This is a genomic window from Anaerolineales bacterium (assembly GCA_030583885.1).
Classification (GTDB): domain Bacteria; phylum Chloroflexota; class Anaerolineae; order Anaerolineales; family Villigracilaceae; genus Villigracilis.
Genome location: CP129480.1, coordinates 3,763,226 through 3,782,543 on the forward strand (window position 1 = coordinate 3,763,226; position 19,318 = coordinate 3,782,543).

General features: G+C 52.7%; 12 protein-coding genes. 5 read left to right on the forward strand and 7 right to left on the reverse strand.

The genetic code is table 11. The features are described from left to right. Nucleotides 1-72 precede the first annotated feature (72 nt). The 3 genes from polA to QY332_18860 all read left to right on the forward strand — a co-directional run bounded on the left by polA (nt 73) and on the right by QY332_18860 (nt 6,535). Nucleotides 73-2,868, forward strand: coding sequence for a DNA polymerase I (gene polA / locus QY332_18850; GenBank protein ID WKZ35673.1), 2,796 nt, complete (start codon nt 73-75; stop codon nt 2,866-2,868). 175 nt (nt 2,869-3,043) lie between these two features. Then, nucleotides 3,044-5,350: a tetratricopeptide repeat protein gene (locus QY332_18855; GenBank protein ID WKZ35674.1), complete on the forward strand. Its 2,307-nt coding sequence runs from the start codon at nt 3,044-3,046 to the stop codon at nt 5,348-5,350. A 156-nt stretch (nt 5,351-5,506) separates the two neighbouring features. After that, nucleotides 5,507-6,535: a COX15/CtaA family protein gene (locus QY332_18860; protein WKZ35675.1), complete on the forward strand. Its 1,029-nt coding sequence runs from the start codon at nt 5,507-5,509 to the stop codon at nt 6,533-6,535. A gap of 32 nt (nt 6,536-6,567) precedes the next feature. On the opposite strand, the gene QY332_18865 is transcribed toward QY332_18860, so the two are convergent. The 7 genes from QY332_18865 to QY332_18895 all read right to left on the reverse strand — a co-directional run bounded on the left by QY332_18865 (nt 6,568) and on the right by QY332_18895 (nt 14,530). Further along, a complete protein-coding gene (locus QY332_18865) occupies nt 6,568-6,756 on the reverse strand; it encodes a hypothetical protein (protein WKZ35676.1) in 189 nt (62 codons plus the stop codon). Then, a complete protein-coding gene (locus QY332_18870) occupies nt 6,753-7,787 on the reverse strand; it encodes an ABC transporter ATP-binding protein (GenBank protein WKZ35677.1) in 1,035 nt (344 codons plus the stop codon). Before QY332_18870 ends, QY332_18865 begins: the two co-directional genes overlap by 4 nt. Before the next feature lie 59 nt (nt 7,788-7,846). Next, nucleotides 7,847-8,425, reverse strand: a complete 579-nt coding sequence (locus QY332_18875) for a DinB family protein (protein ID WKZ35678.1) — start codon at nt 8,423-8,425, stop codon at nt 7,847-7,849. A gap of 51 nt (nt 8,426-8,476) precedes the next feature. Beyond that, nucleotides 8,477-9,436, reverse strand: a complete 960-nt coding sequence (locus QY332_18880; protein WKZ35679.1) for an ABC transporter ATP-binding protein — start codon at nt 9,434-9,436, stop codon at nt 8,477-8,479. Further along, nucleotides 9,436-10,779: an ABC transporter permease gene (locus tag QY332_18885; protein ID WKZ35680.1), complete on the reverse strand. Its 1,344-nt coding sequence runs from the start codon at nt 10,777-10,779 to the stop codon at nt 9,436-9,438. The genes QY332_18880 and QY332_18885 overlap by 1 nt, the downstream gene beginning before the upstream one ends. Continuing rightward, nucleotides 10,776-11,906 (reverse strand): ABC transporter permease, encoded by a 1,131-nt coding sequence (locus QY332_18890; GenBank protein WKZ35681.1) that lies wholly within the window; start codon nt 11,904-11,906, stop codon nt 10,776-10,778. Before QY332_18890 ends, QY332_18885 begins: the two co-directional genes overlap by 4 nt. A gap of 62 nt (nt 11,907-11,968) precedes the next feature. Next, nucleotides 11,969-14,530, reverse strand: a complete 2,562-nt coding sequence (locus tag QY332_18895; GenBank protein WKZ35682.1) for an ABC transporter substrate-binding protein — start codon at nt 14,528-14,530, stop codon at nt 11,969-11,971. 389 nt (nt 14,531-14,919) lie between these two features. On the opposite strand from QY332_18895, the gene QY332_18900 reads away from it, so the two are divergent. Continuing rightward, nucleotides 14,920-18,627, forward strand: coding sequence for a two-component regulator propeller domain-containing protein (locus tag QY332_18900; protein WKZ35683.1), 3,708 nt, complete (start codon nt 14,920-14,922; stop codon nt 18,625-18,627). 17 nt (nt 18,628-18,644) lie between these two features. Next, nucleotides 18,645-19,313 (forward strand): response regulator transcription factor, encoded by a 669-nt coding sequence (locus QY332_18905; protein ID WKZ35684.1) that lies wholly within the window; start codon nt 18,645-18,647, stop codon nt 19,311-19,313. Nucleotides 19,314-19,318: the final 5 nt, after the last annotated feature.

Consider the following 19,318-nt stretch of genomic DNA (forward strand, 5'->3'; position numbering starts at 1 on the left):
AAAATGAAGCGCAGAGTATAATAAACTCTGCGCTTTTTATATTTAAATCCAAATTACAACCTGAAGAGAACAATGCCCCCTACCCTTTATCTAATTGATGGACATGCCCTCGCCTACCGTATGTATTTTGCGCTGACCGCAGGCGGAGGCAGTCAACGCTGGCAGACATCCAAAGGTGAACCAACCGCGGGAGTGTACGGCTTCGCGCGCGAACTGGTGCGCGTCATGGAGCAGGAAAAACCCGAATATCTTGCAGTTGCATTTGACGTGGGCAAGACCTTCCGTGACGACATCTTCCCGGAATACAAGGCCACGCGCGAAAAAATGCCTGATGACCTGCGTGTGCAGATCGAACGCATCCGCGAAATGGTGGATGCCTTCAATATCCCGCGCCTGGAAATGGAGGGATATGAAGCCGATGATGTGCTCGGCTCCGTTGCAAGGATCGCCGCCGGACAAGGCTTGGGCGTAAAGATCATCACCGGTGACAGGGACCTGCTCCAGTTGGTCAATGAGCGCACAGCCGTCTATCTCGCCGGCGACGACCAGACCTACATCACCGATGCGGATGTCATCAGGAAATTAGGCGTGCGTCCCGATCAAGTCGTGGACTACAAGGCCATTGTGGGTGACACATCCGACAATATTCCCGGCATAAAAGGCGTGGGTGAAAAAACAGCGATCTCCCTGCTCGAAAAATTCCAAACACTGGACACGATCTATGCCAGCCTCGACCAGGTGGAAAACCGCTGGAAGGGAAAATTCGAGGCGAGTCGGGAAACAGCGTACATGAGCCGTGACCTTGCGCGCATCGAAGTTAATCTCGATATCAAGTTTGACCTTGAGTATGCCGCGGTTAAACCATTCGATCCATCCAAATTGGAGGCCTTCTTCAAGGAGATGGAATTTCGCACCCTGTTGAGCAAGATCCCTGCCATCAGCGGCGGTGTGACGGAAACCGAATCCGCGCCGAAGACTGCAAAGACCAAAAGCGGACAGATGGCCATGTTCGTGAACCAGCCGCAAATTGTTCCCATACCCCAGGCATCGAATATCGAGGTTGTGATTGTGGATTCGGACGAGAAATTAAACAGCCTTGTCAAGGACCTCGCAAAAGCCGGGGCAATCTCTTTTGACACGGAAACCACATCCACGGAAGAGATGCAGGCGGAACTGGTCGGCATTTCTCTGGCGTTAAAGGAGGGTCAGGGATATTACATCCCCATCGGGCATACGTCGGGCAGCAACCTCCCCGTTGAAAAGGTGATTTCCGCGCTCACTCCCTCCATGACGAATGTCAGGATCGGAAAGGTCGCGCACAACGCAAAATACGACCACATCCTGCTCGCACGGTATGGGTTGGTCACGACGCCCATCACGTTCGATACCATGCTGGCAGAATTCATTGTTGACCCATCTTCGCGCAATTTGGGGTTGAAGAACCTTGCGGCTTTCCGTCTGGGCGAAGAAATGACCCATATTGAAGATTTGATCGGCAAGGGAAAAAAGCAGATCAGCATGGCGGATGTGCCAATCGAAACCGCCGCAAACTATGCCGCCGCCGATGCAGAGACCACCCTGCGTCTGATGCCCATCATGCAGAAGGAACTTGAGCGTGTGAGCGGCACAAGGATACTGGATGAAATAGATATGCCCCTCACCGCCGTGCTGGCAGACATGGAGATGGCGGGCGCATTAATTGATACTGATTTTTTCGGCAACATGTCGGTGGACCTGGCGAAGCGTCTGGCAGAGATCGAAAAGGAAATTTTCGGACTGGCCGGCAAAACCTTCAACATCAACTCACCGCAGCAGCTCTCGGATATTCTCTTCAATCATCTGCGCCTCGAACCACCAGACAAAGGACGCAAAACAGCCACAGGCTTTTACTCCACCTCAGCCGATGTGCTCGAGGCGCTGCGCGGCAAGCATCCCATTTTGGAATGGATCCTCGAACAGCGCGAGCTCTCCAAACTAAAATCAACCTACGTGGATGCCCTGCCCAATGCCGTGGACAAAAACACCGGCCGTGTGCATACCTCCTACAGCCAGATCGGCGCCGTGACGGGACGGCTTTCATCCAACAATCCGAATTTACAGAATATTCCCATCCGCACGGATACAGGACGCCGTGTGCGAAATGGATTCATCGCCGACAAAGGCAATGCCTTGCTGTCTGTGGATTACTCCCAAATTGAATTGCGCATCGTCGCACACATGGCTGGGGACGACGCCATGCTCGCCGCCTTCCGCGCTGGGGAAGACATCCACGCGACGACCGCCGCCGCAATCTACGACATCGAACTGGATAAAGTGACCAAGGATATGCGCCGCCATGCAAAAGCCATTAACTTTGGGCTGATATACGGCATGTCGGCATTCGGTCTCACCCGCTCCACGGAATTGACACTTGCCGAAGCCGAGGATTTTGTCAAAGCCTATTTCAGGAAATTTCCCGGCGTAAAAAAATACCTGGACGGGATGAGAAGGCAGGCCGCCGAGATCGGCTACGTGGAAACCCTGCTGGGGCGCAGGCGCTACTTCCCCGCCCTGCAGGGCAAGGTCAATGTCCAAATGAAGAACCGCGAGGAACGCGAAGCCATCAACGCACCGATTCAAGGCACCGCGGCGGATATCATGAAGATCGCCATGATCAAGATTCCGCCTGCTCTTCAAGCCTGCGGCTTGAAGGGGAAAATGCTTTTGCAGGTGCATGATGAACTTGTGCTCGAATGTCCAGGAAGCGAATTGCAAAAGACCGCACAGGTTGTTCAGGAAACAATGGCGAACGCCTACCCGATGAACATCCCGCTCGAAACAGAAGCAAGAGCGGGTGCGAACTGGGGCGAGATGTCCGTATTGAAGTGAAGTGAACCTAACCATGAATCCGCTCATATTGTGCGAGCACAATGCCTGCACCAGTCTGTCTGGGCTTGTGAAAGTCGGCGGACAAATGACCGCCTTGCGTTGTATGGACGATGGATAAGGTTATAATTGCATAACTGTCAGCTCAAATCTGCGCAAGCGAAAGTAAAATAACCACATGCCCGCTCAAGATGATGTCTTTCAAAAAGCAATGAATGAAGGCCATTCCGCCGCTTGGGACCAGGAATGGAGCAAGGCCATCAACGCGTACCGCCGCGCCTTGCAGGCATCCCCGCAGCACCCAAAGGCGCTCAACAGCCTTGGGCTTGCCCTCTATCAATCCGGCAATATCGAGGAAGCTCTGCAAATTTACATGAGCGTTGCAAAGATCTCGCCCGACGACCCGGTCCCGATGGAAAAGGTGGCACAACTCTCTGAAAGAGTCGGCAACCTGAAAAATGCCATCGATGCGGCACTCCGCGCTGGCGACCTCTTTTTACAGCAACGCGACACTGAAAAGGCGCTTGAGAACTGGTTACGTGTTACAAGCCTGAACCCCGAACATGCCGTCGCACATTCACGCCTCGCCCAGGTGCACGAAAAACTTGGGCATAAACAACAGGCGGTGGTCGAATATCTCGGCATTGCCAGCGTCCTCCAGCGCGCGGGCAACGCTAAAAGGGCGCAAGAGATGGTCGATAAAGCCCAGTCCATTTCGCCCAACAGCCCCGAAGTAAAACAAGCGCTGACCCTGCTCAAAACCGGACAACTGCTCCCCAAGCCGATACGAGGCAAAGGCGGGACGGGGCCCATCCGCATGGCACAGGTGAAGCAATTGCAGGAACCTGAAAAAGCCGCCTCCGGTCTGGACCCGATTGCTGAGGCGCGCCAAAAGGCATTGACCCGGCTGGCGGAGTTGCTTTTCGAATACTCCGATGAAAGCCCTGCCGCACAGGAACGCCGTGGACTTTCCGCCATCATGAAAGGGACTGGCAATCTCTCCATGTATCAAGCCGAGCAGACCAAGGTCGTCCTGCATCTCGGCCAGGCCATTGACGCGCAAACCAAGGGCAAGGACGTACAAGCCGCTGAGGAACTGGAACACGCATCCGAGGCAGGCTTTAAACATCCTGCCTTGTATTTCAACCTTGGTGTTTTGCGCTTCAAGGGCGAACGCATCGAAAGCGCACAACGCTTTTTGCAAAACGCGGTCAAACACAGCGATTACGCACTTGGCACGCGCCTGCTGCTTGGACAGATGCTCGTAAAAAAATCCAATTTCCACGAAGCCGCATTGGAATACTTGGAAGCGTTGAAGCTCGCAGATGCCATGACCGTTCCCGAGGAACAATCTGATGATATCCGCCAGCAATACGAACCCATCATTGAAGCGTATCAGAACCAAGAGGATGAAACCGCCCTGCAGAAAGTATGCGGGAACGTCGACAACCTGCTCATGCGTCCTGACTGGCGCGAGCAACTCCAAAAAACACGTGAACAAATGTCAAAGCAGGAGGGTGATACGCCCTTCCCACTTGCGGACGTCATCCTGCAGGCGCAGTCCTCTTCGGTAATCGAATCCATGAACCGCATCAATCAACTGGCCCGCTTGGGTAACCTGCGTTCCGCCATGGACGAAGCCTACGATGCCGTTCAGCACGCGCCCACTTACCTGCCACTCCACACAATCATGGGCGACCTGCTCGTCAAGGAGGGGCGCACAACAGATGCGATCACCAAATTTGGCGTCGTTGCCCAGGCATACAGCGCGCGGGGCGAGGTGGTGCAAGCCACAAAATTATTGCGCCGCATCATCCAGATCTCACCCATGGATCTCGGCGCGCGCACCCGCCTGATTGACCAGTTCGTGGCACGCGGACAAATTGACGATGCAATTCATGAATACCTGGAGCTTGCCGGAATCTACTACCGCCTCGCCGAACTCGATATGGCGCGCAAAACGTACACCACCGCCCTGCGCATGATACAACAAGGCAAAGCCAGCCGAGATTGGAACACTCACATCCTTCAACGCATGGCGGATATCGACCTGCAGCGGCTGGATTGGAAACAGGCCCTGCGCGTCTATGAACAGATACGAACGCTCAACCCGGATGATGACGGCACGCGAAAACAACTCATCGAACTCAACCTGCGGATGGCACAGCCCGACAAAGCCATAAGCGAACTTGAAAATTATATTAACCATCTCGAAAGCCAGAAAAAGAATGACCTGACCATCATCTTCCTCGAAGACCTCGTAAACGAACACGACGATCAGCCCATCTTCAAACGCACGCTTGCGGCACAACATCACCGCGCAGGCCGCACCGGTGATGCCATTACCATACTGGATGCACTGGGCGAAGCCCTGATGAAAAACGGAGACAAACAAATCGCAATGGAAGTCATCAACCAGATCGTTTTGATGAACCCGCCCAATGTCGAGGAATACCGCCAGCTGCTGGATCAAATGCGAAACTGACAAGTTAAAATGGACAAAATAACGGATGCCCATCAATTCAACGATGGGCATTTTTCTTGCAGCGCCTTCCTCCCGGCCTTCAGCCTGTGACAAATGTTCCAGATGGGAAACGCCTCACATGCTATAATCCCAGCGATTTCAAATCTGGAGAACAACATGCCGAAAACCCAAAATATGGCCGTGATGAAATGGCTTTTTGTCTTCTCTTTCATCGTCGCGTTTCTCGTCACCTTCGGGGGATTTGTCCGCCTCACCCGCTCCGGACTGTCCATTGTGGAGTGGAATCCCATCAGCGGTATATTTCCACCCACCGGACTACAAGCCTGGGAGGACGAATTCGCCAAATACCAGGAAACCCCCGAATACAAACTGGTCAACACAGGCATGACTCTGGAAGAATATCAATTCATCTTCTATATGGAATGGGTGCACCGTATCATCGCCCGCCTGGCAGGTCTGTATTACGCCGTCCCTGTTTTCTATTTCCTTTTCAAGAGAACCATCCCATTCAGGGAATTCGGTGTCTACTTTGTAATGGGAATGCTCTTCATCGGGCAGGCATTCATGGGCTGGTACATGGTCGCCAGCGGACTGGTAGATCGTCCCTCTGTCAGTCACTTCCGCCTCACCACCCACCTGCTATTCGCGCTTACGCTCTATGGAATTGCCCTGTGGACTGCTCTCGGTCATAAATATGGTTTCCAGGATCCAACAAGAAAAATCAAATGGTCCCTGCCCTCCAAACTGGCATTATGGGCAACAGCTGCCCTTATCATCCAAATCACCTACGGCGGCATGACGGCCGGACTCAAAGCGGGTCATGTTTCAGATTCATGGCCTCTCATGTTCGGGAAATTAATCCCACCCAATCTTTTCAATTCCTGGATTGACCTGTTTGAAACCCCGCAGACGATTGTTTTTATTCACCGCTGGCTTGCCTGGCTGGGGCTCATTCTCGTACCGTTTGTCTATCACCTCGTCAGGAAACAAAATTACCCGGCCGATATCCAAAACGGACTCAAGTGGCTCATTGGCGTGGTTGCCCTGCAGATCGCGCTCGGCATATGGACCGTCCTCTCATACGTCAATATTGTCATCGCGCTGATCCATCAAGCCAATGCCATCCTCCTGCTTGGACTGGCCGTCTATTTCATCCACAGGTTCAGGTCATTGGACGAGAAATAAAAAAGGGATGATGTATTAATGCGATAATCACTTCATCCTGCACGTGTCATCGTTGCCACGGCGACAACGCCGAGAAACATACCTGCAACAGAGAATGCCCACGAAAGGAAACTTAGAAGAAACCCAAGTGGCAAAATGCGCATGACCATCAGCAGCGGGAGAAAAAAACCCAACAGCATCAGGATCAAGCCGAGGACAAGCAGGAAGCGCGGTGATCTCATTTCGGTTGATACAGCCAACAGGCGACAAAATGCCCGGGCTCGGGTTCAAAATCCAACGGTTCTGTTTCGTCACATAATCCTGCAATTGCTTTCGCACAACGTGGATGGAAACGACAGCCTGCAGGCGGGTTAACCAAGCTTGGCGGTTCGCCAGGTGGAACATCCTTGAAGGTGTCGGCATTGCGCGCATCGGGGTCGGACGTTGCGGCAATCAAAGCCATGGTATACGGATGCAGAGGGTTTTCAAGCAGACAGCGCGTTTCAGCCTTCTCAACCAGGTTGCCTGCATACATCACAAAAATACGCATGGAAAAATATTTCACAGTTGAAAGATCATGTGTAATATAAATGACCGAAAGGTGGTGCTGTTCCTGCAAGGCGCGCAGCAGTTTCAATATCTCCACGCGCACCGACGCATCCAGCATGGAGACGGGTTCATCCGCCACAATCAACTTTGGTTCGAGGATCAGCGCGCGTGCGATCACGATGCGCTGTTGTTGCCCGCCGCTCAGCATGTGCGGGAACTTCGCAAGAAAATCATCGGCAGGATGGAGTTTGACTTCGTCCATCGCCTTGTGAATTCGCTCAAACCTTTCATTCCCATCCTTCACATTGCTGATAAGGAGTGGTTCTTCCAAAATTTGCTGCACGGTCATGAACGGCGGGAGCGCGCCATAAGGATCCTGTTGAACATAGCCAATTCCAAAACGGTAATCACGCAAAGCATTGCCTTTGAGTTTGGAAAGATTTTTTCCCTCAAAGATAAGTTCACCGTGTGTGGGGATGTTGAGCGCAAGAATCGTCTTCATCAGGCTGGACTTGCCGCATCCGCTCTCACCGACGACTGCCACGGTTTCCCCCTCAACCAGCTCAAAGCTGACGCCGTCCACAGCCTTGACATAGCCCGCATGACCAAAACCAAATCGGCGCAATTCATACCATACGTGCAAATCACGAATGGATAACAGAACATTCCTTGGGTCTTGAATTTTTAATGCCATTGGCTTTGCCTCATGCAGGTCGGTAATCATGCGTCTTACTCCTCTTTTCAGTTGCGCTTCCCCCGTGCCAGTGATTTCGCAAGCGCGGTCTAGCGTTTCTCTGTTGCAGAGCCGAAACCCGTCTGCAAGCCCTGCAAACATTCCATCATACCGAGATGGCGGCAGTCATGTGAAAGAAAGGTGAGCAGGTTCAAACGGATTTTCTGCAGCTTCTTTCTCAAATCTTCATCCACATCATCGAATGTGGCATATCGTTCATCCAATAATTCCACAAATGCTTCCAATGTTTCATACGACCGTTTCAGGTAATCGACCAGCTCGTCTTTCGGCGGGATGGGCAGGGTTGCGGCAACTTCGTCGCTCAGCCCCGTGCCAACCGTCGCATTCAATTCAGTGGGGAACCCCCACCTTTCTGCGAGGTTTTCGATTGCCCATATTTCCCTTGGTTTGCCAAAGTCACCGCCAAGCTGCGGGGTGCGTTCGAGAATAATAGCCTTGAGGAAATCCGATTCGCGCGCAAGATGCCAGAGGTGAAATCCTATCGAGGTGCTATAACCTCTTGGTTTCCAATGCAGTTGAGTTTCGTCCAATTCCTCAGCAAATTCAAAAATAACCTTATGAATATCCTTGAACAAATACAGAACATCATAGAGTGCCTGGGGTGACATGGAGTGTTCCTTATTTGATAAATAGGCTACAGGCAGCCGCCAACAGATGCGTTATTCATGCAGCCAGCATTTGACCCTGCGCTTTCCCTTCTGAAACACCGGCGGCGCATCCCCGCACTTCTCAAATTGGAAGGGACAGCGCGCTGCGAAACGGCATCCAGTGGGGGGATTCATCAGGCTGGGCGGCTGCCCCGTGATGAACATCGGGTCGGAGTCACTGCGCAGGCGCGGGACGCTTGCCATGAGCATCTGCGAGTAGGGATGAAGCGGCGCGGGAAAGAAGTCCTTCGCATCACCCGACTCCACGATCTGACCCGCATACATGATGGCGACTTCATCCGCGAGTTCGCTGGATGTGGCAATGTCGTGCGTGATGAGGATGAAGGATGTCCCCAATTCATGTTTGATGCGCTTGAGGACGTTCATGATATTTGCCTGCGTGAGCAGGTCCAGGGCGGAGGTCGGCTCATCCAGAACGATGAGGCTGGGCGATGTGACCAATGCCATTGCTAATGCCACACGCTGGCGCATCCCGCCGCTCAATTCAAAGGGATAACGGCCCACAAAATCGGCGGGGACGCCGACATGCTGGAACATTTTGTACACCAAGCCAAGCGCTTCGGCTTGGCTGATTCCAAGATGGAGGATGGCAGGTTCTGCTACTTGATCTCCAACCTTGAGCACGGGGTTCAAAGCATTCATCGCCGCCTGCGGAACAAGCGACACGCCCATCCAGCGGACGTTTTGGCGGTATTCCTCATCGTTTAGGGACATGATATCCGTGCCATGAAGCATGATCTTTCCAGAGTATTCCTCCACGTTGCGCGGCAGAAGGCGCAGCAATGCCTTTGAAAGGGACGTTTTTCCACAACCCGATTCGCCGAGGATGACCACAGCGCGGTTGAAGTCGAGGTCAAAATTGACATCGTCCACGGCTTGCACACTTCCCGTCTGCGTGCGGAAGTGCAGGATAAGGTTTTCGATGTGGAGGAGCTGCATTGGTGTGTTCATTAAAGGCCTCGCAGGCGCGGGTTGAAGATGCGATCCAATGAAAAGCCGAGCATGGCAAATGCCAGGCCTGTGAGCATGAGCAAAGCGGAGGGTTCCAGCACCCAGTAATATTGACCACGGAAGAGCGCGCCGTTTGTGCGGGCATCGTCAATCACCTTTCCCCAGGTCGGCAGGACGGGGTCGCCGAGTCCCAGTACTGCAAGTGACGCTTCAAGAAACACGAAGGTCGGGATAATGGTCACCAATTGCGGGATGAGGACGGGGATGATGCGCGGAATCAAGTAGCGGAAAATAATGCGCCACTGGCTCGCACCATACGAACGAGCTGCCTCGATATACGGCGCCTCCTTGACTTGTAAAAAGATGGCGCGATACGATTTGACCTGTGCACTGAAGATACTGAGCAGGATGGTCACGCCGAGGATGACCCAAATACTCCGTGAGTAGAACGTGCCCACCATGATGAGGATCGGCAGGAAGGGCAATACAAGATTGACTTCCGTCAACCGTTGGATGAGTTCATCCAGCCAGCCGCCAAACCATGTGCCGACAGCAGAGATGATCATCGTCAGCACGGTTGTACCCAGGGCGGCAAGCAGACCGAACGCCAGCGCAACGGGCATACCCCACAACAAGGCAATGGATAGGTCGCGCCGTTGGTGATCCGTCCCTGCCCAGCCATGCACCTGCCCATACAGGACGAATTCTGCGTCCACGGTGGCATCAGGCTCAAAGGTCAGGACAGTGAGGCGCAGTTCATAGAGACCGCGCTGTGCGGAACGCAGATCACTTTCTGAGAGGAGGAAGAGTCCCTCCGCAGGTTTTTCCCCACCCAAACGCCGCTCAAGTTTGGAGTCTTGCGAGAAGTAATAGACAGTGGATGCGCCCACAGTCGTATCCGTCACACGGAGTTCGCGTCCATCAGGCGTGACCCATAGCACGGATACATACGGCTGTTTCTGCAAATAATTGGATTTGAAATACAACGCCAGTTCCTTCGGGAAACTATCGTAGGGATAATCGAAGGTGTAGGTCATGACGCTTTCGGTCAGACCATCTCCCTTGTCCGTGACCGTTTTTGTAATCTCATCGGCTTGCGAGTCGAATACAAGTGTGGCAGGGAGTTTTTCAGAGCGAAACAGATTCGTCCATGCGGGCGGCACGGCAACGGGATTCATGTACCAGACGCCTTCGCCGCCGCGCCACAAGCGGATGGCTTCGGGGTATGGAATGGCAACCATCGCATATATGGAAACGACCACAAAGAAAATAATCAGCACAATGCCGGCAATGGCGGATGGATATCGCGCAAGGTCGCGCATGGAATTTCGAAAGGCGCTCACTGCCTGCTCCCTTCCGAGCCAATCTTGACGCGCGGGTCAACCAGGGCAAAGACAAAATCAAGGATAAAAACAGTGATGGCAAGCATATAGGCAAAAATTACAGTGGAACCGACAATGACGGGGATATCGAACAAGCCGACCGCCTGAAAGAGCGTGCGCCCCAACCCGGGCCAGTTGAAGACCGTTTCAAGGATGGGCGCACCCGTCCATAAAAAGATGAGGATCAAGGCGAAGTTGGTGATGATGGTGGGAAGCGTGGGGCGCAGGATGTACCGCCGTTCGATATCGCGGGATGTCAATCCCTTGGCTTTTGCCATTTCCACATAATCCTCACTGGAAAAGATCAGGAAGAACGTGCGCCAGTTGTATGCGCTCAAGAACAACGTACTGAGTGAAATGGCCGCTGTTGGCAGGATAAGATGCTTCAACAAACTGAGGAAATAATCAAATCGGTTTGGCGGTGGTGGTGTATCCACCATGCCGCCGAAAGGCAGCATCCGCAGGATGCCTGCAAAGATCACGATGAGAAAAAGTCCATAGAACCAGCCCGGCGCAGATGAAGTCGGCGCAAGTCCAACAATGATGCGGTCCAAAAAGCTGCCATACTTGCGCGAAAGGTTGAGGGCAACGAAAATGCTGGCAGCAAAGAGCAGGATGTTCGAAGCACCGAACAGCATCAGGGTCGGAGCGAGGCGTTCAAGAATGATAAGACGCACGGTGCGCGAGCCGCTATCACTGGTCATCTTTTGCGCACGCCCGAGGCTCAACGTCAGTGCGTTGGACATGTACTTCACCGTACGCACCATGAATGGCTGGTCCAAACCCAGCCGTTTTTCTTCAAGACGGATCATGTCATCAATGCGTTGCGTGCGTTCCTCCGCCGAAAGGTTGTTGAGCATATTATTGCTGTTCACACGTACGAACACAGACTCGCGAATTTCCGCCTTGCGGATGGTATCCACATAGCCGCCCATGTTGGCAATAATGATGGTCAGGAAAATCCCAATGACAACCGTAACCACAAGCGACAACAATCGTACGCCTGTGAATTTCAACAGCCGCAAAATGGCGCTGTTTGATTTCTTTGATTTTTGAACGGGTGTGATGGTCTCTGCAGTGATTGTCATGGCTTCTCCTGTGCAGGTAGCAGCCACCCTTTCAGGTGACTGCTACCTTTCTTTCAAACTAACTACTTCGTAACAACAAACTCATACGGGGCGAATGAGGCGATGCTCACCACCGAGGGAACGACGATCACCTCGAGACGGCTCGCGCCGGTATCCAGTTTGGATGTCGTGCCCGCATTCAACGCAACCTGGAACTGGCCCTCACCCATGGCTTCTGCCTCACCCGAAGCAACCAGTTCGCCAGCCGAGTTGAAGAGCAGATACTTCACTTCGCTGATCTCGGCATTGGGATAGGGTTCGCCCTCAAAAGTGACAAAGGCATCGAAGACAGCTTCACTGCCCGCTACAACTTGTCCGGGACCATCCACTTCCGCCACGGCGATCTTGGCGGCATCGAAGCGGGACCACTTGGCCGCATTGTCAGCGTAATCAGGATTGCGGCTGAGGCTGAGTGTGCCTTCCACAGGGAAGACGCCACTCAAAATGAAGGGACCTGTGTTTACCCAGAAGTGACCACGCTCTGCATAGAACGCGCCAAGGTTTTCATACCGATCCATTGCTTCATCGGCCGAGATGAAATCGCCCAGCGTGGCAGCATACGGAATGAACATCTCGACAGAAGCCTGGCCGAGATATTTTTTCAAAACTTCAAGGCTGGGTCCGCTAATGAAGGACATCCACTCCACGGAAAGTGCATCCGCTTTGTCAGGCGTGAAGGCAAGTTCCCTGTTGGTTTCCGCAAGGATGCCCAACGAAAGCGTGTGCCAGGCGCCTTCACCGTACGCATACTGGGGCCACCAGGTCGGGTTGGGATAGACCTGGTTGTTCGAGATCATGATCTCGGCATCGATGTTGTAGGCGTCGCTATAGGTTTCGATCACCAGCGGGTCGGTGGAAACAATGCGGACACCGCGGAAGGATGCGAGGAAACTCTCCAGCGCGGAAACGGTGGCTTCGTCGTAGATCGGGCTTTCAGTATAGGACGGGTCGAAGACCATGATCATGTTCATCACGAAATCGGCGGCGGAGAGCTGGCTGCCGTCGTGCCATTGCACATCATCGAACATGCCGCCGGGATAATACACGGTGGTCTTTGTGAGGGCGGAGAGCCCGTCTGGAAATTTATCACCCGCTGTAATGAAGGTCTGATTCGCGGCATCCCAATCCACCCATGCATCCGCAGGGACTTCGATCTCGCCCGTCGTATCCAGTGTGACCCAGTCAAGCGTCTTGAATACAGGCAGGCCTTCTTGAACAGTTATCTCAGCGCGTTCGAGGCGCTGAGGCAGGGCAAGCCCGGTGAACGGATCGGATACGACCGCATTGTCACTCGTGCCGCGCTGCGGGAAGGAGTCATAGATCCAGTTGGTGCCTGCGATGGGATTCCACGGCTCCACCATGATACCGGGCTGGGCAATACGGACGTTGCCGCCTTCCTGCCCGGCGAAACGCAGGGTCTGGCCCCAGATCTGCGAACCTTGCGGCCCACCGGCGAGGTCGGCGGCAACGCTCAAGTCACCAACGAATGGAGCAAAGCTGGCTTCATCCACCACCCAGGCTTGATAGTTTTCCTCCATCGAAAGCGTTAGGGCTTCTTCAAACAGGGCCCGGCGTTCCTCAAGGTTTTTGAAATCATTGTTCAACAGCGCCAGCGCAACTTCCTCCAGCCGCGGGACAGGTTTATACGCCTGCCATAACGCACTGGAAGTGCCTGCCGAAGTAAAATAGGCGCTGAATGTATCGCCTTCATCGCGGTCAATCGAGGGTGAAATCCAGCCGCCGGTATATAAATGCCACAAACCATCCGCGGGATTGCTCTGGAACCAGATCGGCGAAGCCTCAGAGCGGGTCTTGAACTGGCGGTCCACTGTAAACCCAATATTCTCCAGCTGGGTGGCAAGATAGTCGCCGATCGGGCGGCGGTTATCCTCCGTACGGATGACGAAGATCAAGGTGATGGGCTTGCCGTTATATGACCATTTGCCATCCACCAATTCAGCGCCCATCGCTTCCATTTCGACGGAAACCGCATCCCGCGCTTTATCGAGGTCATATGCATATTTCGCTTCCAGTCCGCGCAGGATGTCGGCATAGCGCGCATAATCAGGGAAGACCGTGGTCAACACCGTATAGCGTGGACGAGCAAGACCTTTGTAGATTTCCTGCACAATGTAGTCGCGGTTGATCAACCAGTGCATCGCCTCGCGAATCCTGCGGTTCGAGAAAGGATTGAACTCCCCGCTGGAGAATTCCGCCGGATTCATCATCATGGTGTTACTTGAGCCAACCATCTGGGTAGTCCCCAGATTCGGGCTGTTTTTCACCGTCTCATACGCAGGCGCTTCGGCAACCGTATAGGCGTATAGATCCAACTGCCCTGCATTCAACTGCGAAATGGCAGCCTCCGCCGAATTTTCCTCGGTGAAGACGACTTCATCCACCCAAGCGCCGGTACGGTCTGTCATCGGTTCTTCCATGGGGGCGGCAGGCGCATCAGCCGTTGGGACTTCGGTTGCAGGGGTTTCAACATCCACCGCTTCGGGGGAGGCCGGCGCACACGCCGACAGGATCATACTCACCATTACGAGCAGACTTAAAATGACATAAAGCTTGTTTTGTTTCATTCTCTTATCTCCTTTTTTGAAATCAGGTACAAAAAAACAGAAGCGTATTTAAGCTCCGGCGGCAGTCACCTCCTTGCTACCCAGCCTCAACAGCGGGAGGCGGAAAGCCAGCCTGCAACCCTGACATTCCGCCTCACCAAACAAATGCGGTTCATCTTCTTCGGAGGAGAATTTTTTTTCCGCAAACATTGGCTGCATCATACAAATCTTTTGTATAAGTGTCATGCGCCTGTGTGAGTGTCTTTCCCCCCACGTTTGAATACCACGGGAATAGCCTATTCCCAGCATCCACACGGTTTATTGAGAACAAAAAAACCCCTCCATAGAGGGGGTAAAAATTTAACTCAAATTTGGCAAAGTTCGGCCAACTTACACTATACTTAACCAAAATGAAAAAGCCGAGTCCAAAATTACTCCTAATTCTCTTTGCATATGTGCTTGCCACCTGCACGGCCAGATCACATCAAGACCCTCCCCCCGCTCCTTCAATCCCCGCCTCCAACCCTTCCCAACCATCATCCCCCCCCAATTTCAACCGCTCCATTCGCTTCGAACATATCAGTCTCGAACAGGGACTATCGCAAAGTGTGGTCAATGTCATCTTTCAAGACAGCAAGGGGTTCCTGTGGGTCGGTACAGAAGACGGTTTAAACCGGTATGACGGATACAATTTCAAGGTCTATAAACCTGAAACGGATAATGACAACAGTCTCAGCAACCGCTGGATCACCTCCATCGCGGAGGATCAGGATGGATTCCTCTGGATTGGAACCCGTCAGGGCGGACTTAATCGCTTCGACCCGCGCTCGGGCCTGTTCACCATCTTCAAGCATGACCCCGCCGATAAAAACTCCCTGAGCAACAACCGCATCAATGCCCTCCTCGTGGACAGTACCAACACCCTCTGGGTTGGCACAGACTCAGACCTCGATCACTTTGACCCCGCAAATGAAAACTTCGTCCATTACCTTGGCAACGAAGACGGATTAAGAAACCCTGTCACCGCCATCTACCAGGCGTCAACGGGCTTTCTCTGGTTCGGTATCCGTGATAACGGCTTATATCAGTTCGATGAAAACACCAACTCGATCAGGGCATTCATCGCAAGTAAAAACCCAAACAGCCTGAGTGACAATAACGTAACGGCTATAGAGGAAGATCTGGACGGAAACCTGTGGATCGCCACCCAAAATGGACTAAACCGCTTTAAACCAACCACACAAACATTTGCCCGGTATATGCAGAGCACCGACAGCCCTGCAAGTATTTCAAGCAATACCATTACCCATCTGCACATGGATCATAACGGCGTTCTATGGGTCGCCACAAACAATGGACTGGATGTTTACAACGCACTGCTCGATCAATTTATTCACTATCGTCATGAGCCCGCCAACCCGAACAGTGTCAGCAATAACCTCATCCTGTCTGTGTTTGAAGATTTTGGCAATGTGATGTGGATAGGCACGAATGGCGGCGGCTTGAACAAATACAACCGCCGGCAGGATGCATTTGCATACTATCGCGGCGACCCGTCCAATCCAACCAGTTTAAGCGGAAACCTGATCTCCGCAATTTTCACAGAACCCAACAGCACCGTGTGGATTGGCACTCTTGACAGTGGCCTCAACCGCTTTACCCCCTCATCCGGCGAATTCAAACAATTCCGCCACGATCCTCTGAACCCTGAAAGCCTGAGCAGCGACCAGATCCATTCCATCCTTGTGGATCGTCATGGCGTACTTTGGGTCGGCACGGACAATGCGTTAAATTTATTCAATCCCGCTACGGGAATAGCCCAACACTATGTTCCAAACGATGAGAATGCCGGCCCACCCGGATTGCCAATATATGCCATTTATGAAGACCGCAGAGGAGACCTCTGGATTGGGTCAAGCGACGGGATGGGTAAATTCAACCCGCGTACAGAGACCTTCACCCACTATCGGCATAATCCTCAAGACCCAAACAGTTTGGGCGGCTCACATGTTGTCGCCATTGAAGAAGACCTGCAGGGCAATCTGTGGATCGGCACGATGGATGGCGGTTTGAACCGCTTTAACATCGAGACCAAAACCTTTACCCGCTATCAAAGCCGCCGCGGCGACCCCAAAAGCATCAGCAATGACTCCGTCCTCTCCATCTATGAAAGCAAAAACGGCATCGTATGGGTCGGCACAGCAGGCGGCGGATTGAGCCGATACGATTTTATGAGCGACTCATTTACATCTTTCACCGAGAAGGACGGCCTTCCCAATAACGTCATTAACGGGATCCTAGAAGACCGTGAAAACAATCTATGGCTGAGCACCAATTATGGACTGTCACGTTTCAATCCTTATACAGGCGAATTCCGCAACTACACGGTCAACGACGGACTGCAAAGCAACGAGTTCAATTCCAATGCGTATGCACTGTCGCCCTATGGTGAAATGTACTTTGGAGGGATTAATGGAATAAACATATTCGACCCGCTTGCCATTTCAACCGATTCCTACATCCCGCCCATCGTATTGACATCCCTCACACAGAACGGGGATCCCATCCCCATCAAGGTACGGGTGGAAGCCCTGGAAGAGCTTACGTTGCAATGGCCTAACAATTCATTTGAGTTTGAATTTGCCGCACTTTCCTACAGCCAGCCCGGCAAGAACCAATATGCCTATATGCTGGAAAATTTTGACAACAGCTGGAACAATATCGGCACAAAACACAGCAGCCGATACACCAATCTTCCCGGCGGTGTTTATACATTGAAACTACGCGGTTCAAACAGCGATGGTATCTGGAATGAAGAGGGGCTTTCCATAAAAATAACTGTCACCCCGCCGCTTTGGCAAACCTGGTGGTTCCGTATTTTATCAGTGCTGCTGTTTGGTGCCATCATCGCGGCAGGATATCGCTGGCGGGTTAAAAGTATTGAACACCGTACCCGCCAACTCGAAGGCCTTGTGCAAAACCGCACAGCGGATCTGGAAAAACGTACAAGTGAAATAGAGGCCCTCTACCAGGCGGACGAGAAAATCCTGAGGAGCATCACGTTAAATCAGGTATTCCAAACGCTTGTGGATGTATCCATCTCCATGCTCAAGGCAGACCGGAGTGTGATCTTTATCTGGAATGAAGAACGGCAGAAAATATTGCCGCACGTCAGCCGCGGCTTTCAACCGGACACATTGAAAGCCCTCATTTTTGATTATGGCGAGGGGAGAGTTGGCCAGGCCATGAAAACCGGCACAGCCGTGATCGTGTCAAATCTGAAAGTGAGCACCCTGCGCAGTGATGTTCAAACCGTAATTCGCAACGAAGGCATACAATCCTTTGCCCACTTCCCCATTGTTGTGGATGGAAAAGTAGTGGCGATATTCAACGTCGCCTACATCAGCCCCAATGAGTTGAACGAGGATTCGGTCCGGCTTTTCACTGCACTGGTCAATCGCGCTTCCCTATCCATTGCAAACATGGGACTATTCGAACAGACAAAGGACCTGGCTGTGATGGCGGAACGCAACCGCCTCGCACGGGACCTGCATGACAGTGCCAAACAAAAAGCATTCGCCGCACTCGCACAGTTGGGAACGGCAAACGGGATCATCACGACAAAACCAGAGGAGGTCAAACCTCATCTAAGCGAAGCTGAGACGCTTATCTACGAAGTGATACAGGAACTGACCTTTCTCATCCAGGAGATTTACCCGATTGCCCTGCAGGAAAAGGGACTGCCTGCCACCTTGCGGGAATATATCTTCGAGTGGGAAAATCGCAACGACGCAACGGTCAAGATCACGGTCCAGAATGAACACAAACTTCCGCTCGACGTGGAGCAGGCTGTTTATCGTTTTGTCCAGGAAGGGCTTGCCAATGTCTCACGTCACAGCAAAGCCAGCCAGGTGGATATCTCCCTGGTTTATAATCCAGACTCTCTGCAAGTGGTGATCGCCGATGATGGTCACGGATTTGATATTGAGGTAAAAGCAAAAGGCATGGGATTCCGCTCCATGCGCGAGCGGATCAGCAGCATTCGCGGAACGGTTCAAATTCAAAGCGCACCCGGACAGGGAACACGCTTGATCGTACAAATTCCTCTCAAAGGTTAACGCAGGAGAACCCGTATATGAAACATCACCGTACAAGCATCTTGATCGCAGATGACCACGAAGTGGTACGCAATGGAATCCGTTCCTATCTTGAAACTATTCCAGATTTTCAGGTGGTGGGGGAGGCATGTTCCGGGGAGGAAACGCTGAGCATGGTTGCTGAACTGATCCCCGATATTGTCCTGCTTGACTTGATCATGCCCGGCATGGACGGTATCGAGACCACACGCCGCGTAAAACAGGTCAGCCCGCGCTCACAAGTGGTGGTGCTTACTTCCTATCATGAAGACGTCCATATTTTTCCGGCACTTAAAGCAGGCGCGATCTCATACATCTTAAAAGACATGAAAATGGAAAAATTAGTGGAGGCCTTGCACCGCGCCGTTCAGGGCGAGGTGACCCTGCACCCGCTTGTGGCCGCGCGCGTTTTGCAAAATATTCGCGGTGAAGGCAGTGAACAGCCGTTATTCACCGAACTGACCGAACGCGAAACAGATGTGCTGAAACTGATCGCAAGCGGCCTGACCAACAGTCAGATCGCTGAAAAGCTTGTCATCAGTGAAAACACAGTGAAGGGGCACGTCAGCAATATCCTCAGCAAACTGCATCTTGCTGACCGTACGCAAGTGGCTGTCTATGCCTGGCAACAGGGCATTGTCAACAGGAACAACACTGGAAAGGATTAGAAGAT